A 16,407-nucleotide genomic window follows, 5' to 3' on the forward strand; every position below is an offset into this window, starting at 1 on the left:
TCAAGTGTTTGAAGACGCGGAGGGGCCATGCGTCCGGCCCTTCCACTGACCACCCTTGCCGGTGCGATGGCGCCACGCCGAGTCGATTGTGGCACCGACATAGACCAGTGCAGCCGCCGGTAGCGCCACCGGCGCCCACCACGGGCTGACACGGTAGAAACGCAACATGGGCACGTAGGACACGGACAGGGCCAGCCAGGCACAAGCCGCGAAGAGCTGCGTCCAGCCGTCACAAGCAAGTGTGGCAACCGGCGGCAGCAAATAGAGCAAGCCCATGCCCGCCACTGTGCCCGCAAGCAGCAGCAGCGAGTGACGCAACTGCGCGTCCGCCGTCCGCGCCACCATGTTCCAGACTTCTTCGACCTTGGCGTAGGAGCGCAAGGAGTGTGTCTGCCGCGCCATGCCGAGCCAGATTCGACCGCCCGTCCCTTTGACGTGCGCCGCCAGCGAACAATCGTCGATCAGCGCGCCGCGCAACGACTCGATCCCGCCGATTCGTTCCAGCGCGGTTCGGCGCAGCAACATCGAGCCGCCCGCCGCTGCAGCGGTTGCGCGCTTGGGATCGTTGGCCCACGCGAACGGGTAAAGCTTGCGGAAGAAAAAGATGAAGGCCGGTACCAGCCAGCGTTCGACCGGCTCGACGCAGCGCAGACGCACCATGAACGAAGTCAGGTCCAGCTCGTCGCGTTCGGCGCGCGCGACGAGCTCGGCAAGCTCGCCCGGCGCATGCTCGATGTCGGCGTCGGTCAGCCACACATAGCGCGCATCGGGCGCAAGTTCTGCGGCGCGGTCGAGCCCTTGGCGCACTGCCCATAGTTTCCCGCTCCAGCCATCGGGGCGCGGCGTGCCCGTGACCAGCTCGACACGCGTTGGACGTTCTGTTGCAGCCGCGCGCACGATGGCGCCGGTCGAATCTTCGCTGCGATCGTCGACGACGACGATGCGAAACGCGCCGCCATAGCGCTGCGCCAACAGCGAGCGGAGCATCGCGGCAACGCCCTCTTCTTCGTTGCGCGCCGGAATGACTGCGATCACTTCGGGCCAATCGACCCGCGGAACCGGCGGCACGTCGTTCGGCAGGCGCCAGAAATCGCCGCGCGCAAACAGAAGATACAGCCAGATGACCAGCGACAGCAGCGCGAGCCAAATCACGTCACGTATCCATTGGCTTTGAACCAGGCCAGCGCATCCACGATCGCGTCGACCGCGGGACGTGGCGCATAGGCAAGCTCGCGCTTCGCTTTGGCCGATGAGAAATACATTTTCTTCGCCGACATGCGGATTTCGTCTTGCGTGAAGCGCGGTTCGCCGCCGCTCACACGTGCGATCGCTTCCAGCACCATCGCAATCGGCAGCAGCGGCGCGCGCGGCAGCTTGCCCAGCGGCCCCCGCCGTCCGGTCAGGTGCGCAATTTCCTGCAGCACGCGCTGCAGCGACCAGTCCTCGCCGCCGAGAATATATCGTTCGCCAATGCGGCCGCGTTCGAACGCAGCCAGATGCCCGGCCGCGACGTCGTCGACATGGACGAGATTGAGCCCGGTCTCGACATAGACCGGGATTTTGCCGTTGGCCGCATCGACGATGACGCGGCCAGTCGGCGTCGGCTTGACGTCGCGCGGTCCGATCGGCGTCGATGGATTGACGATCACCGCTGGCAAGCCGCGCGTCTTGACCAGATCGCGCACCGCCGCTTCGCCGAGAAACTTGCTGCGCTTGTATTCACCGACAATCTTGTCGAGCGAATTGGGCGTCTCTTCGTCGGCGGGCGTGCCGTCGCCGGTGAACCCCAACGTCGCAACCGAACTCGTATGCACGATGCGCCGCACACCCGCATCGAGCGCGGCCAGCATCAAGGCGCGCGTGCCGTCGACGTTGATTGCGTGCATCCGGTCGGGATCGGGAATCCACAGCCGGTAATCGGCGGCGACGTGGAACAGCCCGTCGCACCCATCCAGCGCCGGACGAAACGAGGCGTGATCGGTCAGGTCGCCGGTGACGATCTCGACGTTCAGCCCAGCAAGATTGCGCCGATCCGAATTCGCGCGCGCCATCGTGCGCACCGCATGTCCTTGCGCCAGCAGCGCGCGCGCGACCGCGGCGCCGACGAACCCGGTTGCCCCGGTGACGAGGATCCGGCTCACGCTTCGCGATAGTCGAGCAGAACCAGACCGATCAGCACAAAGCAGATCGGCCAGATCCAGGCCGCGGTTGGACTTTTCATGCGCAGTTCGAGGAAGCGCGACCAGGCGGCCGCGACGCCCAGCACCGCCATCGGCGAATGCGTCATTTCAATCAGGAACGACGCCTTCACGTCCGACAGCGGATGCGAATGCAACAGCAGCAAGCCACCGCCGATCGCGATCATGATCGGGAAGATGTAGGCCGCGCGTGGATTCTTGATGCGGCCGGTACGTACCAAGGTCTCGAAGATTCCGAACGCGATCACCAGCAACACGACCAGACGATGCTGGAACACGTCGGCCGAGCGCATCGACTCCCAGAATCCGATCTGCCCCAACGGCCAGGCTTCGGGATCGGAACGCACGAACAGAAAGGCTGCGAGCCCGATGAACACCAACGGCCACCATCGCGCCCACGGCGCCTTGCCCGTTCGCTCGAGCAGACACAGCAAGCCGATCACCAGCACGAACAAGCCAGCCCAGTGATGGTTGTATTCCGACCACGCAATGTCGGCGGCGTTGATCGGCGGCAGATCGCCGGCACCGCACACATAGGCTTTGGGCCTGTCGCCGGTATCGTCGGCGGGGCGCGACGCGTCGAGCTGCGCCTGCAGCATCGGGATTGCGAGATCGTCGTGATCCGGGCTGGTCAGGCGCGGCACTTCCGGCGTCAGACGTTCGACGATCGCCGACAGCGGCACATGTTCGTCGGGCTGATCGATTGCCGGTGCAATCGAGGTCAGCGACGCAGCGACGGCAAAGATCGTAATGCCGATTCCGATTTCGGCCTGTGCACGTGCGATCAGCCGGCTGGTCGGCGTCGACGGATCGGCCCGCATCTTTTCGACGGTGCGGTAATTGAAATAGCCGAGCCCCAGCAGCCCGGCGAAGAAGCATAGTTTGGTGCCCAGCATCAGCCCGTAAGCATGGCCGTAAAAGCCCGACCACGAACCGATATAGGCGTACGCCATGAACGTGCCGGCCAGAACCAGACCGGCGACGCCCAGCATCGACAACAGCGACGCACCGCGCCCGTAATAGCGCGCGCTGGCCGCCGTCGCGCCTTTGAGCGACATGAGCAGAAAGGGAATGCCGCCGATCCAGATGCACGCCGCCGCCTGATGCAGCGCATTGGCGACGATCAACAGATCGCGCCCGTCGGGACGCGACACAGCATGGCTGGTTGCAGCCGCACCAAGGATCAAGGCAGTCGCAGCAACCGTCGCACCGATGGCGCGGCCGATGCCGAACGGCGCGCGCGCAAACAGCAGCAGCAACACCGACGCGGCAAAGCGCACCAACAGGCCGCGCGCGAATCCCGCGCCCAGCCCATCGAGGAAGGTGACGCCGTTCACCGCCTCCAGCATCACCAGCTTCATCCAGAGATCGATGCCGACGATGACGATCAGCGCAGCCGCGCTAATGCGCACCAGGCGCAACGCCCGATCGAGCAGCGCAGGGTCGCCGGCGGGACGCACCAGCAGCAGAATGAACACGACGCCGCCGACCGCGAAGGCCTGGCCGATCAGCGACGCAAACCGCACCACGACTTCGAGGAAGCCGAACAAGTCGAACAGTAATGCCATTGGTTTTACGTCCGTCCGCGCGCCAGCAGGCGCCGCCCTTCATCGAATTGCCAGGCGATCAGGCCTGGAATGCCATAGATCAGATCGCGCGCACGCTTCAGCAGCGACAGCGCCAGTGCCGCATCGGGCGGCAAACCGAACAACGCAAACAAGGCGACGAGCGCCCCTTCCTGCACGCCCAACGCGCTCGGCACAAGAAAGGCGCAGCTCTTCACCGCCTGCAGCAGCGATTCGATCAACAGCGCATCGATCAGCGCCAGCTCGAATCCCAGCGCGTGTGCGACGACCCAAACCTCGAACGCACCGATCGACCAGGCGACGAGATGCGCGACCACCGCAACCACCATCGCACCGGCATCGGCATGGGTCCGGCGCACCGCTTCCTGCGTGCCGCCCAACCGCGCCTCTTCGCCCCAACCGATGCGCTGCGCCAACGCGTCGAACATGCGCTCGAGCGGTTTCAGGCCGCGCCGTTGCGCGACGACGAATGCGATGCTGGCGAGAATGACCAGCGCCGCGCCCGCTGCAGCCGCGTTGGTCACCGGCGTATCGCCGAGACGTCCGACCAGCAGCGCCAGACCCAGCACGGTGAACACAGCTTGCGCCACGACTTCGGCGGTGACGTCGACGATGGTCGATGCAGCGGCGACGGTCGCGCCGACACCTGACAGGGCCAACATGCGACCAGCGGCAACGATGCCGCCGATCTGCATCACGGGCAGCAGCTCGACCGCTTCGCGAATCCAGCGCAGCCGCGCGAAGCGAAGTATGCCGGGCACGGTCGCAGAGCCGACCGTGCTAGCCCTCCAAGCCACGCCGCAGGCCAGGATCTGGCCGAAATGGACCAGGATCAGCCAGGGCAAGGCGGTGCCGCCGCGGGCCAGCGCGTTCGCCACGTCCTGCGCCCCGGTCCAGGCGATCAGCGCAACGATCGCCGCACCGCCGAGCACAAAGCCGCCAAGAAGAATGAATCGAGCCGCGCCGGACATGGGCCCTGGGTTAGCGGCCAAGCGGCCAAAAGCAAAGCCGACCCGCGGACGCAGGCGGCGGCAAAGCGGCGCTGCCAAAGCGCTGGACGCGCCGGACCCACCCGCGTACGCCCTGCCCCATGGACTTGCCGCCGCTCCAGATCGGGCCCGTCGAAATTCCGGGCGGCGTCTTGCTGGCGCCGATGACCGGCATCAGCGACCTGCCCTTTCGTCGTGTCGCGACACGGCTCGGCGCGCCCTATGTGGCGACCGAGATGGTGGCGTGCGCTGAACTTGCGCGCGGCCGCCGCGACGTGATGCAGCGCGCCGCGCTGGACGAAACCTTGCCGACCAAGATCGTGCAGCTGGTCGGCTGCGAAGCACGCTGGATCCGCGAAGGCACGCGGCTGGCCGATTATTCCGGCGCCGACATTATCGATCTCAATTTCGGCTGCCCGGCCAAAGAAGTGACCGGCAAGCTCGCGGGATCGGCGCTGATGCGCGATCTCGACCAGGCCGAGAAACTTCTCCAGGCAGCGGTGGAATCAACCGACCTACCGGTGACGTTGAAGATGCGGCTGGGCTGGGACGACGCGTCAAAGAACGCCCCCGACCTGGCGCAACGCGCGGAGAAGATCGGCATTCGCGCCATCACGGTGCATGGCCGCACGCGACAGCAATTCTACGACGACGCCGCCGATTGGGATGCGGTGCGCGACGTCGTCAATGCGACCAGCCTGCCTGTCATCGTCAATGGCGACATCGTCGATGCCGACAGCGCACGCACCGCGCTGGAACGATCGGGCGCACGCGCCGTAATGATCGGGCGCGGCGGCTGCGGCCGTCCGTGGCTGGCGCGCGAATTGGGCCATGCGCTTGCCACCGGCGAAGCGATGCGCGAACCCGACGCGGCGACGCGCTACGCAATCGTGCTGGAGCATCTGCACGAATCCCTCGCCTTCTACGGCGACGTGCACGGCGTGCGCGTGTTCAAGAAACATCTCGGCTGGTACGTGCTGCAGGCGCCGTGGCCCGAAGATCTCGACGAGCGCCGCGCCGCCAAAGCCAGACTTTGCCGCCTGAACGATCCGCACGACATCGAACGCGATCTCGCAAGCCTCTGGGGAGTGTAGCCATGCGTCGTCTGCTGCTGGTTTTGCTGCTGTTGTGCACGCCGGCCTTTGCAGCAGACGAACCGTACGGCATCGCGCTCGAAGGCTATGCCTATCCATATCCGGTCGACTATCTGACCATCACCGAACGCGGCGAAGAGCTGCGCATGGCCTATATGGACGTGGCACCGACCGCGAACGCGAACGGCCAGGCGGTGTTGCTGCTGCACGGGCGCAATTTTCCGGCGTCCTATTGGCAACCGACGATCAAGCGCCTCTCTGCGGCGGGCTATCGTGTCGTTGCACCCGACCAGATCGGCTTCGGCAAGTCGGCCAAGCCCGACCTCGCCTATTCGTTCGACATGATGGCGAAACACACCGCCGCTCTGCTCGACAAGCTCAACCTGCCGCGCGTGCATGTCGTGGCCCATTCGATGGGCGGCATGTTGGGCGTGCGCTTCACCCGCACCTTTCCCGATCGCGTCGATCGTCTGGCGCTCGAAGCGCCGATCGGGCTCGAAGACTATCGCCGCTACGTGCCGCCGGTGCCGTTCGAACGCGTGCTCGAACAGGAATCCAAGCTGACAGCCGAGGCCTATCGCCAGCAGCTGATCAACAATTATTCGCTGACGATGCCGGTGACGCAGGTCGAACCATTCGTGCAGGTGCGCGAACGCATCAAAGGCAGCGGCGAATATCCGCGCTGGCTGCGTTCGTTCGTGGCCGGCTATTTCGTGATCTGGGGCCAGCCCGTCGTGCACGAGATTCCGCTGATCGAACGGCCGACCTTGTTCCTGATGGGCGACAAGGATCACAACGCACCGGGCCGTCCCTTCGCGCCCGAGGCGCTGCGTCCGCAGATGGGCAAGAATCTCGACAATGCCAACGTGCTCGCCAAACAGATGAAAGACGCTAAAGTCTGGAGCGCGCCGGTCGGGCATCTCGTGCATCTCGAGGCCGAAGAGCCCTTCCACACTGCACTGCTCGCCTTCCTCGCAGGAAAATAAACGCGCGAGTAAACGCTCACGCTCACCTTCGTCGTTGCGATGGCGTTTCGGCGCGTGATGTCATCGCCGCATGACGACCACGACGATGACGGCGCCACGCTTCGAACTCGCTGACCGGGCGTTGCGCATCGGCGCCGGGTTCTGGTGGTGCTCTTCCGTGCTAGGCCAGTGGGCGTTCTTCTACTACATCGCGATTTTCTACGGCCCCTCGACCTTGCAGGGCGATTTCGCCGTCTGGGCCAAGAACACACATCTGCTGAAGGGCTATGTCGCCGGCGATACGATCGGGAATCTGATCTTCGGCGTGCATGCATTGCTCGCCGGGATTGTCGCGTTCGGCGGTGCGTTGCAGATGTTGCCGCAGATCCGGCGACACGTCCCCGCTTTCCATCGTTGGAACGGGCGCATCTTTCTCGTCACCGCGCTCGGCGTCAGCGTCACCGGCCTCTACATGGTGTGGGTGCGCGGCGCGACGATCAACCTGATCGGCTCGCTGACGATCAGCGGGAACGCGGTGCTGATCATCGTCTGCGCCGTCGCCGCATGGCGTGCCGCGCTGCGCCGCGATTTCACGACGCACCGCGTCTGGGCCTTGCGCACCTATCTCGTCGCCAACGGCCAGTGGTTCTTTCGCGCCGGCATTTTCGCCTGGATCATGCTCAATCAAGGCCCGGTCGGACTCGGCAAGAATTTCGACGGACCGGTCGTGATCTTCTGGTCGATCGGTTGCTACGCGCTGCCGTTGCTCGTGCTGGAATTCTATCTGCGCGCCAAAGAGCACGGTCGTGGACGCTATGCCGTCGCCAGCGTGTTGGTCGTGAGCGGCCTGCTCGCCGCGCTCGGAATTTTCGGCACGTACATGGCGCTGTGGCGGCCAGTTCTTGCTTTGAACTGAGCACGCATCAAACGCGCTGATCGTATCGATAAAAGCTGCTTGTTTGTCGGCCACCTGGTGGCATGGTCGCATCAGAAGATGCGCCGCTTTCTCGCTCTGCTCGTTTTCGCCACTCTGCCCGCTACGGCGCAGAGCCTCGATCCCGCACGCTTCCCCGCCGCGATGCGCGAAGAGGTCGAAGAAATTGCCGCGGTCGTGCCGACGCATCCCAATGACGCGTCGGTGATCTATCAGATCGCGGCGCTCGAAGCGCGCGCCGGGCTGCATGACAATGCGCTGGCGACGCTGGAACGCTTGGTTTCGCTGCGTAGCGGGCTTGAACCGCGGCCGCGCGACTTCGGCACGCTGCCGCAAGATCCGCGCTTCGTCGCGCTGATCGCGCGCATCCGCGCCGACCACTCGCCCGTCATCCGCGCCACCATCGCCGCGACGTTCGACGAGGCGCGCCACGATTCCGAAGGCATCGCCTGGTCGTCGCGCACGCGCAGCCTGTATGCCGGCGGCGCCGACGGGTCGGTGCAAGTGATCGATTCAGGCGGCCGCAATCGCACCTTCGCCCAGCCACCTGGCCTCGGCACCGTGCTGGGCGTGCGTGTCGATGATGTGCGCGGTGAATTGTGGGCAGTGTCGTATCCACGCAAAGACACCAACGACGTCAGCGGCCTGTTCCGCTTTCGCCTTGCCGACGGAAAGCTGCTGCGCGCCTACGAAATCAAACGCGGCGCCGGCGATTATTTGAACGACGTCGCGGTGACGCCCGATGGCTTGGTCTACGCGACCGCCACGATGAGTGGCGCCGTCATCCGCCTCGACCCTGCAACCGGACACGTCGACGATTTCGTGCCTGCCAACGGCGCACCGTCGGCCAATGGCATCGCCGCAACGCGCGACGGAGCATCGCTCTATGTCGCGACGTGGTACGCGGTGCTGCATGTCGACCGCGCTACCGGCGCGGTCACCGAGCTAACCCATGCGCCGTCGGTTGCGGCGGGCTGTTTCGACGGGCTGTATGTCGAAGCGCCCCACACGTTGCTCGGCGTACAGAATTGCAACCATGCCAGCGGCCGGATTCTGCGCCTGCATCTCGACCAAAGCGGCAAACGGATTCTGCGTAGCGAGGTTCTGGATTCCCAGGATCCGTTGGCCGGGCGTCTGACAACCGGCGCGATCGCCGGCAAACAGTTCTATTTCCTGTCGCGCCCGACGCGGATCGTCGCCAACGACGTCACGCTGCAACGACTTCAGGTTTTGACTTTGCCGCTCGCCAGCAAATGATCGAGCAGCCGCTGCGCGTGCAGCGGCAAGGTGGTTGATTTGCGCACCGCAACGACGATGCGGCGCGGCGCCCAATCGTCGGCGATCGCGACCATCGCGATTTTCATCGTGCGCCGGCGGCGGCGGACCGCCAATTCCGGCAACACCGCGATGCCGACGCCGCGTTCGACCATCCGGCAGATCGCATCGAAGCAGCGCAGCCGAATGCGATAGCGCAAGCTCATGCCAAGCCGCAGCGCATGCGCATCCACATGCTGCGCCAACGCGCCATGCGCCGTGAGACCGACAAATTCCTCGTCCGCCAGCGATGTGAACTGGACGTTGCGTTTGCGCGCCAGCGGATGGGTCATGCTGGTCGCCAGCACCAACCGGTCGTCGCGGAACGGATGCAAGGTCAGACCTTCGGCACCGACCCAGTCCGACAGAACGCCGATATCGGCGCGCCCCTGCTGCAAGGCGAGCGCAACATCCTGGCTCTGCCGTTCTTCCAGTTCGACGTCGATACCTTCGTGGGTGCACAGCCAGGCCGACAAAAGCTCGGGCAAATGTTCTTCCAGCGCCGCCGTGTTCGACCACAGGCGGACGCGGCCGCGAATACCGCCGCGCGCAAAGTCGCGCAGCTCGCCGCGCATCTGTTCGACCTGCGCCAGCACAGCGCGTGCGTGCCGTAGCAACGCCTCGCCCGCCCCCGTCAGACGTACGCCGCGACGTCCGCGTTCGAGCAGCGGCGTTCCCAGCATCTCCTCCATCGCCTTGACGCGCGCGCTGGCGGCAGCAAGCGCCAACCCGCTTCGTTCGGCACCGCTTGTGATGCTGCCAGCCTCGGCGATGGCACCGAACAGACGTAGATCGACCAGATCGAACTGCATGGGGCGAGTGTGTGCCTTCGCCATCCGCGAAGCCAGACTCTACGAATGAAACATGTTCGTGCGCCGATGAGCACGGCAGTGTGCTCTGGCTATGCAGCTCGACTCGCACATCGCCGCAATCCTCGCGACCTTCCTGCTCGCAGGATTCGTCAAAGGCGTCACCGGCCTCGGCTTGCCGACGGTCGCGATCGGCTTGTTGAGCCTGGTGATGCGCCCGGCCGATGCCGCGACCTTGGTCGTGATCCCGTCGCTGGTCACCAATCTGTGGCAGATGACGTCGGGCCCGGCGTTGCGTCCGATTGCGCGTCGCTTGTGGCCGATGATGCTCGGCATCTTCGCCGGCACCTGGGCCTTTGGCGGCGTGTTGACCGGCAGCCACGCCAGCGCCGCCATCACCGGTCTTGGCGTCGTGCTGCTGCTCTACGCTGCGTTCGGTCTGTTGCGGTTGCGCCTGCCGCATGTCGCAACGCGCACCGAACTGGTGCTCAGCCCCGTCATCGGCGCTGCAACCGGCGCAGTCACGGGCGCGACCGGCGTCTTCGTCATTCCCGCGGTGCCGTACCTGCAGGCGTTGGGATTCGAACGCGACGAGCTGGTCCAGGCGCTGGGCATGTCCTTCACCGTCTCGACGATCGCGCTTGCGATCATGCTGGCCGGCACCGGAACGTTGGGCGCGCTGGCTTTGTCGTCGCTGGCCGCGTTGATCCCAGCGCTGATCGGCATGGAGATCGGCAACCGCGTACGCAAACGCGTCGAGCCCACGCTATTCCGCAAAATCTTTTTCGCAGGATTGGCGCTGCTCGGCGCGCACCTGCTGCTGCGCTAGGAGGCGCACATGTTTTATCTGCTACTGACCTTGCTGTTACCGCCGCCCAGAGACGAGGAAGATTCGCGCAACGCGCTTGCACGGCTGCAGAAGCGTGCTTGGGCCTTTTACGAAGAGCGCACCAAGGGCGACGTCGATCGCAGCGACTAGCGCAGCTTGCTGCCAGTGAACGGGTTCCAACCCAGCCGCGCCAGCAACACCCAGCACGTCGCGCCGAGATGGCCGCGCTTGGTGTAGACGATCTGCACCCCCGCCCCGTCATCCGAAGAAAACCCCGTGGTGATCCGGTCCGACGCAGGATCGTTGGGCAAGGCCGACAAATAAAATCCGTTGGGCGTGCGCGCTTCCTCGAGCGCGGTCAGCAAGGCGCGCGACTTGGCCGTGTCGCCGATCGCGTGAAAAGCCAGCGCAGCTTGCGCCGTTCCTTCCGGCCAGACGCCGTCGCGATCGTCGTTGAAATCATAGCCACGTTTGCCGACCGCGTGCCGCTGCTCGATCCAGCGCAGCGCTGCGCGCCATGCCTCCGGCGGCTTCGCAATCGCTAGCAACGGCCAGACCTGCACGTCGAGCGCTGAGGTCTTGCGTTCGAACGTGACGCCGTCGGCGCCGGTGCCGGTCGCGAAGCGACCTTCATTCGCCATCCACGCCGCATCGACGAAACCACGCGCGCTAGTTTCGTCGGTACGCCATAAGGGCGCGTTTGGTTCGCGGCGTGCCAGCCACGCAAAGGCCGCAGCAGCATCGAGATTGTGCTCGGTGGAGCGCCAAGGATAGGCGCTGGGCTCGGGCTCGAACCCGACAAAGCCGCCGGCAAAACCGCGCGGTCCGTCATTGGTCTGCAGACGCGTTGCAACGAACCGCATTGCTGTCGCGGCTGCTTTGCCGAAGCGGTGATCGCCGCTCGCCTCGTCCAAGGTCAGCAGCGCCAGCGCAACCCAGATCTGGTTTCCGGTCGCCGTGCCGACTTGGTACGAATCTTCGAACCAGCGTTGCTTATCATTGTCCCACCACCCATTCAGCGCCGGGCTGGTTTCTTCGATCGGACCGGCGCGATAGGCGTTGCGCACGCGGCCGTCGGTGAAATGCCGGTCATGTTCAACCGCGCGCAGCAATGCTTCGCCGGTGCGGCGTGCATGCGGAACGTCACCGCACGCGACCAACGCGATCGTCGCCAGCGCCTGGTCGTAGGAAAACGACGCGGTCAGCAGCGCCGGCCCCAACGTCGCGTCGTGCGGGCCGATCGCATCGAACGAACGCAGGAACACGGGCATGCCCGAGGGACCGGCACGATCGACGCGCGCTGCAAGCTGCGAACACAGCTCGTCTTGGGCCGCGGCGGCCGGCGGTGCCAGCAGCAGCAAAAGCAGGATCAGAATTCTCATGCAGCCGAGCGTGCGAAACGTTGCCGGTAGGTCGCGGGGCTGACACCCAAGCGCCGTTGGAAGTGATGGCGCAAGGTGGCAATTGCGCCGAAGCCGCTTTGCGTCGCGACCTCCTCGATCGATAGCGCGGTCGATTCCAGCAATTCGCGGGCGCGCTCGACGCGGGCGCCAATCAGAAAATCGCCCGGTGTGCTGCCGGTCGCTTCGCGAAAACGGCGCAGGAAGGTGCGCTCGCTCATCGCCGCGAGTTGGGCCAGCTCGGCGACGGTCCAGGATTCGGTCAGTTGCGCGCGCATCGTGTCGAACAGCGACGCCAGCCGGCTATCGGCGCGGTCCTGCACCGGACGTTCGATGAATTGCGCCTGTCCGCCATTGCGATGCGGCGCGATGACGAGCCGGCGTGCGACATGATTGGCGATTTCAGCGCCATGATCGCGCCGCACCAGATGCAGGCACAGATCGAGCCCGGCAGCACTGCCGGCCGAGGTCAGCAACTGACCTTCATCGACATAGAGAACATTGGGATCGACGGTGATCGCGGGATGGCGCGCCTGCAGCGCGTCGGCATAGCGCCAATGCGTCGTCGCGCGCCGCCCGTCGAGCAGACCGGTCGCGGCCAATGGAAATACGCCCGAACAGATCGTGACGATGCGCGCACCGCGCTTGTGCGCGGCGCGCAACGCAGCGACCAGCGCAGCCGACGGCGCAACATCGATGCCCTTCCATCCCGGGAGCACGATCGTGCCTGCATCGCGCAACCGTTCGAGCCCGCCATCTGCCTGCACGGTCAATCCACCTGCTGCGCGCAGCTTGCCTGGCTCAGCCGCAGCAGTGGTGAAGTCGTACCAATTCGCGCCGAATTCCGGTCGTGCCAGGCCGAACACTTCGGCAGCGCAGCCGAATTCAAAGCTGCACAGCCCGTCATAAACGACGGCGACGACCTTCTTTCTGGCCTTGGGTGGTTTGAGCTTCGGCATGATTGGCGGGATCTTAGCGGCCTTTGGCGTTCCCGCCAATTGAGCAAACCGGCGCGCACGACGAAATTCGCGACACCACACGACAAGAGGAGTCGCGTCATGCCGAACAATGTCACCGCCGTCCCCGCCGCGCCGTCCGATCTGGCGCGGCAACATTTCGAAGCCGAGTTCACCTTCGAAACTGATTGTGCGGACGTCCACGCCGCCTTCGCCGCTGGCGGCGATCCTGGCTTCGTCCTGGTCGATGTGCGTTCGCCCGCAAATTACGCCAAAGGTCACGTGCCCGGTGCCGTGAATATCCTGCACGGTAAGATGATCGCGTCGCGTCTGGCGATGTATCCGGACGACACGCTGTTCGTCACCTATTGCGCCGGTCCGCATTGCAACGGCGCCGCGCGCGGCGCCTTGCGGCTGGCGCAGCTGGGCCGACCGGTGAAAATCATGGCGGGCGGCATCACCGGCTGGATCGACGAGGGCTATACGTTGGAAACGTCGCTCGTCGATGCATGACGACGCAGTCATACGGCGCGTCACGCAAGCGGATCTCGACAGTCTGATCGCGTTGATGGCGGAGCACGCAGACTACGAGCGTGCTCCGTTCGACCGGCCCGATGCGCCGTCGCTCGCAACCGCGCTGTTCGCCGAACCGCCGCGGCTGTTCGGCTGGATCGCTGACGTCGCGGGCCGGTGTGTCGGCTATGCCTCTGCGTCGCGCGAAATCTCGACCTGGCGTGCGGCGGATTTTCTGCATCTGGATTGCCTGTTCGTGCGCGAAGCAGCGCGAAACGGCGGCATTGGCAAACATCTGCTGCAAGCCGCGATCGAAGAGGCTCGACGGCAGAAGATCGACCATCTTGAATGGCAAACGCCGGCCTGGAACGAAGACGCGATTCGGTTCTATCGCCGGCAAGGTGCCAGCCACGCCAACAAAGTGCGCTTTCGCCTGACGTTGCGAAATCAGCCGTGAGAATGCTTTGTCCGACAGTTTTGTTGCGTCCGCCGCGCTGCAGGGATTTCTGCTCGGCGCCAGCCTGATCATCGCCATCGGCGCGCAGAATGCGTTCGTGCTGCGCCAGGGCTTGCTGCGCCAGCACGTCTTCCCCGTCGCAACGATTTGTTTTCTTGCCGACGCAGCTCTGATCCTGGCCGGCGTCGGCGGCATGGGCACGCTGGTGCAGGCAGCCCCCGTCACGCTGCGCATCGTCACGATCGGCGGCGCGTTGTTTCTCGCCGCGTACGGACTGTTCGCGGCGCGCCGCGCGCTGCATCCGAGCCGGCTCGAAGCTGCATCAGCCGCGGCACCCGATCTGCGCAAGGCAATCGTTACCTGCCTCGCTTTGACCTTTCTCAATCCGCACGTCTATCTCGACACGGTCGTCTTGCTGGGCGGCTTGGCGACGCGGTTCGACGGCGCGGCGCGCACCGCCTATGCGATCGGCGCAATGTCAGCGTCGGGTATCTGGTTCTATGGTCTTGGCTACGGTGCGCGTTTGCTAGCGCCGTTGTTTCAACGACCGATTGCGTGGCGCGTGCTCGACTTCATCATTGCCATCGTCATGTGGATGATCGCCTTCACCTTGATCCGCGACGTGCTGGCATGAATATGCAGCCGCCTGCGCCACCGACCGCGAGCGACGTCACCTTCACGCGCGCTGGCATCGTCGCCGGCCTGATCGCGGGCCAGACGCTTGCGGCCGGCGTGCTCGTCTATGGCATCGTGTTCGGCGTTCTGGCCAGCGAAGCCAAGCTGACCGCGCTCGAAGCCTTGCTGATGAGTGGGTCGATCTATTCCGGCACGGCGCAGATGGCGGCGCTGCAAGGTTGGGCCCATACGCGTTTGTTGCTGCCCGCGATTGCGACGATTCTGATCATGAATGCGCGCTACGTTCTCTACGGCGCAGCGCTGCGGCCGTGGTTGGGCACGTTGCCCGCGCACGTCACCTATCCGACCTTGTTCTTTCTCGGCGACGGCAATTGGGCGTTGTCGATGCAGCGCCGCGCCAGCGGCGAGGTCGATGCGGGATTCGTGTTCGGGTCGGGCGTCGTCATGTTCGTGCCGTGGCTCGTCGGCACCGCGATCGGCGTGCTGGTCGGCAGCGCCATCCCCGACCCGGCGCGGTTCGGACTCGATTTCATGTTGGTCGCGTTTTCGATGGCGCTGGCCGTGTCGGTGTGGCGCGGACGGTCCGACTTGCGCGCCGCCGGTGCGGCGTTGGTTGCCGCGCTGGTGGTGAACAACTTCTTTCCCGGCGGTTGGACCATCGTCATCGCGGGTCTGACCGGCGCACTGGTTGCGTATGTGACGTTCGACGGCGAGGCGCGGACATGAACACGACGCCGGATTTTCTGCTCGCGATTGCCGCGATGGGACTGGCTGCCTTCGCCTGCCGCGCCGGCGGATTTCTGATGATGCGCTACGTGCCGGTAACGCCGCGTCTTGAAGCGGCACTGAAAGCGATCCCGCTGGCGGTGATGATCGGCATCATGGCGCCGGTTCTGGCGCGCGGCCGCTTTCCTGAAATTTTCGCACTGGTCATCATCGCCGCGGTGATGCGCGCGACGCGCAGCGATTTCGCCGCTGCGCTGTCGGGCGTTGCCGTCGTTGCGATGGGCCGCGCGTTCGGGCTTTAGCCTTTGCGCACGATGAGATGCATGGCGGCCTCGGTCGGCGTGCGCTCGACGACCTTGTAGCCAAGCTTCGGCAGATCGAGACCCGCGAGAAGCGGTTCGCCCGATCCCAACAAGATTGGCGATACGGCGAGATGCAGCTCGTCGATCAAACCTGCCTGCAGGTATTGGCGGATCGTCATCGGCCCACCGCCGATGCGCACATCCTTCGAACCCGCGGCTTGTTTGGCACGATCCAGCGCTTCGCGAATGCCGCCGGTGACAAAATGAAAAACGGTATCGCCCTTCATTTCGATCGAGGCGCGCGGATGGTGGGTTAGTACGAACACCTGCGTGTGATATGGCGGCGTGTCGCCCCACCAACCTTTCCAGCTGTCGTCGGGCCAATCGCCGCGAATCGGCCCGAACATGTTGCGGCCTAGAATCCACGCCCCGACATTTTCAAAACCGCGCGCGGCAAAGGTTTCATCGACACCAGTCGTGCCGCCTTCCTTGCCGATCATCTGCTGGAACGTGCGCGTCGGGAACACCCAGGAATGCAGCCCCATCGCGCCGACGCCCATCGGGTTGTCGAGCGACTGGTCAGGACCGGCACCGAACCCGTCCACGGACATACTGAATGCAGCGACGCGCACTTTCCCCAAGACACCCTCCACGCATTGCTCGTCAAAACCGGCTGCGATGTGCGATCAGTCAGGAACG

19 protein-coding genes are annotated in these 16,407 nt (G+C 64.9%); 11 read left to right on the top strand and 8 right to left on the bottom strand.

Features of this window, described 5'->3' with window-relative positions:
* The 4 genes from TMPK1_RS05055 to TMPK1_RS05070 are packed head-to-tail and all read right to left on the bottom strand — an operon-like array spanning position 1 to position 4,755.
* The gene (locus TMPK1_RS05055) at positions 1–1,152 is read right to left on the bottom strand and encodes a glycosyltransferase (protein ID WP_420241818.1); all 1,152 of its coding nucleotides are present in this window, start codon (positions 1,150–1,152) and stop codon (positions 1–3) included.
* A complete protein-coding gene (gene hpnA, locus TMPK1_RS05060) occupies positions 1,149–2,141 on the bottom strand; it encodes a hopanoid-associated sugar epimerase (RefSeq protein WP_420241819.1) in 993 nt (330 codons plus the stop codon). Before hpnA ends, TMPK1_RS05055 begins: the two co-directional genes overlap by 4 nt.
* Positions 2,138–3,766: a copper resistance D family protein gene (locus tag TMPK1_RS05065; protein WP_420241820.1), complete on the bottom strand. Its 1,629-nt coding sequence runs from the start codon at positions 3,764–3,766 to the stop codon at positions 2,138–2,140. The genes hpnA and TMPK1_RS05065 overlap by 4 nt, the downstream gene beginning before the upstream one ends.
* A 5-nt stretch (positions 3,767–3,771) precedes the next feature.
* Positions 3,772–4,755 (bottom strand): lysylphosphatidylglycerol synthase domain-containing protein, encoded by a 984-nt coding sequence (locus tag TMPK1_RS05070; protein ID WP_420241821.1) that lies wholly within the window; start codon positions 4,753–4,755, stop codon positions 3,772–3,774.
* 119 nt (positions 4,756–4,874) lie between these two features.
* On the opposite strand from TMPK1_RS05070, the gene dusB reads away from it, so the two are divergent.
* The 4 genes from dusB to TMPK1_RS05090 all read left to right on the top strand — a co-directional run bounded on the left by dusB (position 4,875) and on the right by TMPK1_RS05090 (position 9,023).
* A complete protein-coding gene (gene dusB, locus TMPK1_RS05075) occupies positions 4,875–5,867 on the top strand; it encodes a tRNA dihydrouridine synthase DusB (protein ID WP_420241822.1) in 993 nt (330 codons plus the stop codon).
* A gap of 2 nt (positions 5,868–5,869) precedes the next feature.
* The gene (locus TMPK1_RS05080) at positions 5,870–6,853 is read left to right on the top strand and encodes an alpha/beta fold hydrolase (protein WP_420241823.1); all 984 of its coding nucleotides are present in this window, start codon (positions 5,870–5,872) and stop codon (positions 6,851–6,853) included.
* A gap of 70 nt (positions 6,854–6,923) precedes the next feature.
* Positions 6,924–7,748 (top strand): DUF2306 domain-containing protein, encoded by an 825-nt coding sequence (locus tag TMPK1_RS05085; protein ID WP_420241824.1) that lies wholly within the window; start codon positions 6,924–6,926, stop codon positions 7,746–7,748.
* A gap of 78 nt (positions 7,749–7,826) precedes the next feature.
* Entirely contained in the window at positions 7,827–9,023 is a 1,197-nt protein-coding gene (locus TMPK1_RS05090; RefSeq protein ID WP_420241825.1) for an SMP-30/gluconolactonase/LRE family protein, read from the top strand.
* Here TMPK1_RS05090 and TMPK1_RS05095 read toward each other — a convergent pair.
* A complete protein-coding gene (locus tag TMPK1_RS05095; RefSeq protein ID WP_420241826.1) occupies positions 8,990–9,892 on the bottom strand; it encodes a LysR family transcriptional regulator in 903 nt (300 codons plus the stop codon). The two genes, TMPK1_RS05090 and TMPK1_RS05095, sit on opposite strands and share 34 nt — an antisense overlap.
* Positions 9,893–9,983: 91 nt before the next feature.
* On the opposite strand from TMPK1_RS05095, the gene TMPK1_RS05100 reads away from it, so the two are divergent.
* Both TMPK1_RS05100 and TMPK1_RS05105 read left to right on the top strand, forming a co-directional pair.
* On the top strand, positions 9,984–10,718 hold the full coding sequence (locus tag TMPK1_RS05100) for a sulfite exporter TauE/SafE family protein (RefSeq protein ID WP_420241827.1): 735 nt from the start codon (positions 9,984–9,986) through the stop codon (positions 10,716–10,718).
* 9 nt (positions 10,719–10,727) lie between these two features.
* Positions 10,728–10,868, top strand: coding sequence for a hypothetical protein (locus tag TMPK1_RS05105; protein ID WP_420241828.1), 141 nt, complete (start codon positions 10,728–10,730; stop codon positions 10,866–10,868).
* Here TMPK1_RS05105 and TMPK1_RS05110 read toward each other — a convergent pair.
* Entirely contained in the window at positions 10,865–12,100 is a 1,236-nt protein-coding gene (locus TMPK1_RS05110; protein ID WP_420241829.1) for a hypothetical protein, read from the bottom strand. The genes TMPK1_RS05105 and TMPK1_RS05110 overlap by 4 nt on opposite strands.
* Positions 12,097–13,077: a transcriptional regulator FtrA gene (gene ftrA / locus TMPK1_RS05115; RefSeq protein ID WP_420241830.1), complete on the bottom strand. Its 981-nt coding sequence runs from the start codon at positions 13,075–13,077 to the stop codon at positions 12,097–12,099. The genes TMPK1_RS05110 and ftrA overlap by 4 nt, the downstream gene beginning before the upstream one ends.
* Before the next feature lie 99 nt (positions 13,078–13,176).
* Between ftrA and TMPK1_RS05120 the strand changes: the two genes are divergently transcribed.
* The 5 genes from TMPK1_RS05120 to TMPK1_RS05140 are packed head-to-tail and all read left to right on the top strand — an operon-like array spanning position 13,177 to position 15,708.
* Positions 13,177–13,587, top strand: coding sequence for a rhodanese-like domain-containing protein (locus TMPK1_RS05120; protein WP_420241831.1), 411 nt, complete (start codon positions 13,177–13,179; stop codon positions 13,585–13,587).
* Positions 13,580–14,044: a GNAT family N-acetyltransferase gene (locus tag TMPK1_RS05125; RefSeq protein WP_420241832.1), complete on the top strand. Its 465-nt coding sequence runs from the start codon at positions 13,580–13,582 to the stop codon at positions 14,042–14,044. The genes TMPK1_RS05120 and TMPK1_RS05125 overlap by 8 nt, the downstream gene beginning before the upstream one ends.
* A 7-nt stretch (positions 14,045–14,051) precedes the next feature.
* Positions 14,052–14,678, top strand: coding sequence for a LysE/ArgO family amino acid transporter (locus TMPK1_RS05130; protein ID WP_420241833.1), 627 nt, complete (start codon positions 14,052–14,054; stop codon positions 14,676–14,678).
* Positions 14,675–15,406: an AzlC family ABC transporter permease gene (locus tag TMPK1_RS05135; protein ID WP_420241834.1), complete on the top strand. Its 732-nt coding sequence runs from the start codon at positions 14,675–14,677 to the stop codon at positions 15,404–15,406. The genes TMPK1_RS05130 and TMPK1_RS05135 overlap by 4 nt, the downstream gene beginning before the upstream one ends.
* Positions 15,403–15,708, top strand: coding sequence for an AzlD family protein (locus TMPK1_RS05140; RefSeq protein WP_420241835.1), 306 nt, complete (start codon positions 15,403–15,405; stop codon positions 15,706–15,708). The genes TMPK1_RS05135 and TMPK1_RS05140 overlap by 4 nt, the downstream gene beginning before the upstream one ends.
* Here the strand turns inward: TMPK1_RS05140 and TMPK1_RS05145 are convergent.
* A complete protein-coding gene (locus TMPK1_RS05145; protein WP_420241836.1) occupies positions 15,705–16,319 on the bottom strand; it encodes a dihydrofolate reductase family protein in 615 nt (204 codons plus the stop codon). The two genes, TMPK1_RS05140 and TMPK1_RS05145, sit on opposite strands and share 4 nt — an antisense overlap.
* Positions 16,320–16,407 lie beyond the last annotated feature (88 nt).

This window comes from Roseiterribacter gracilis (assembly GCA_018332375.1).
GTDB lineage: Bacteria > Pseudomonadota > Alphaproteobacteria > BOG-932 > Roseiterribacteraceae > Roseiterribacter > Roseiterribacter gracilis.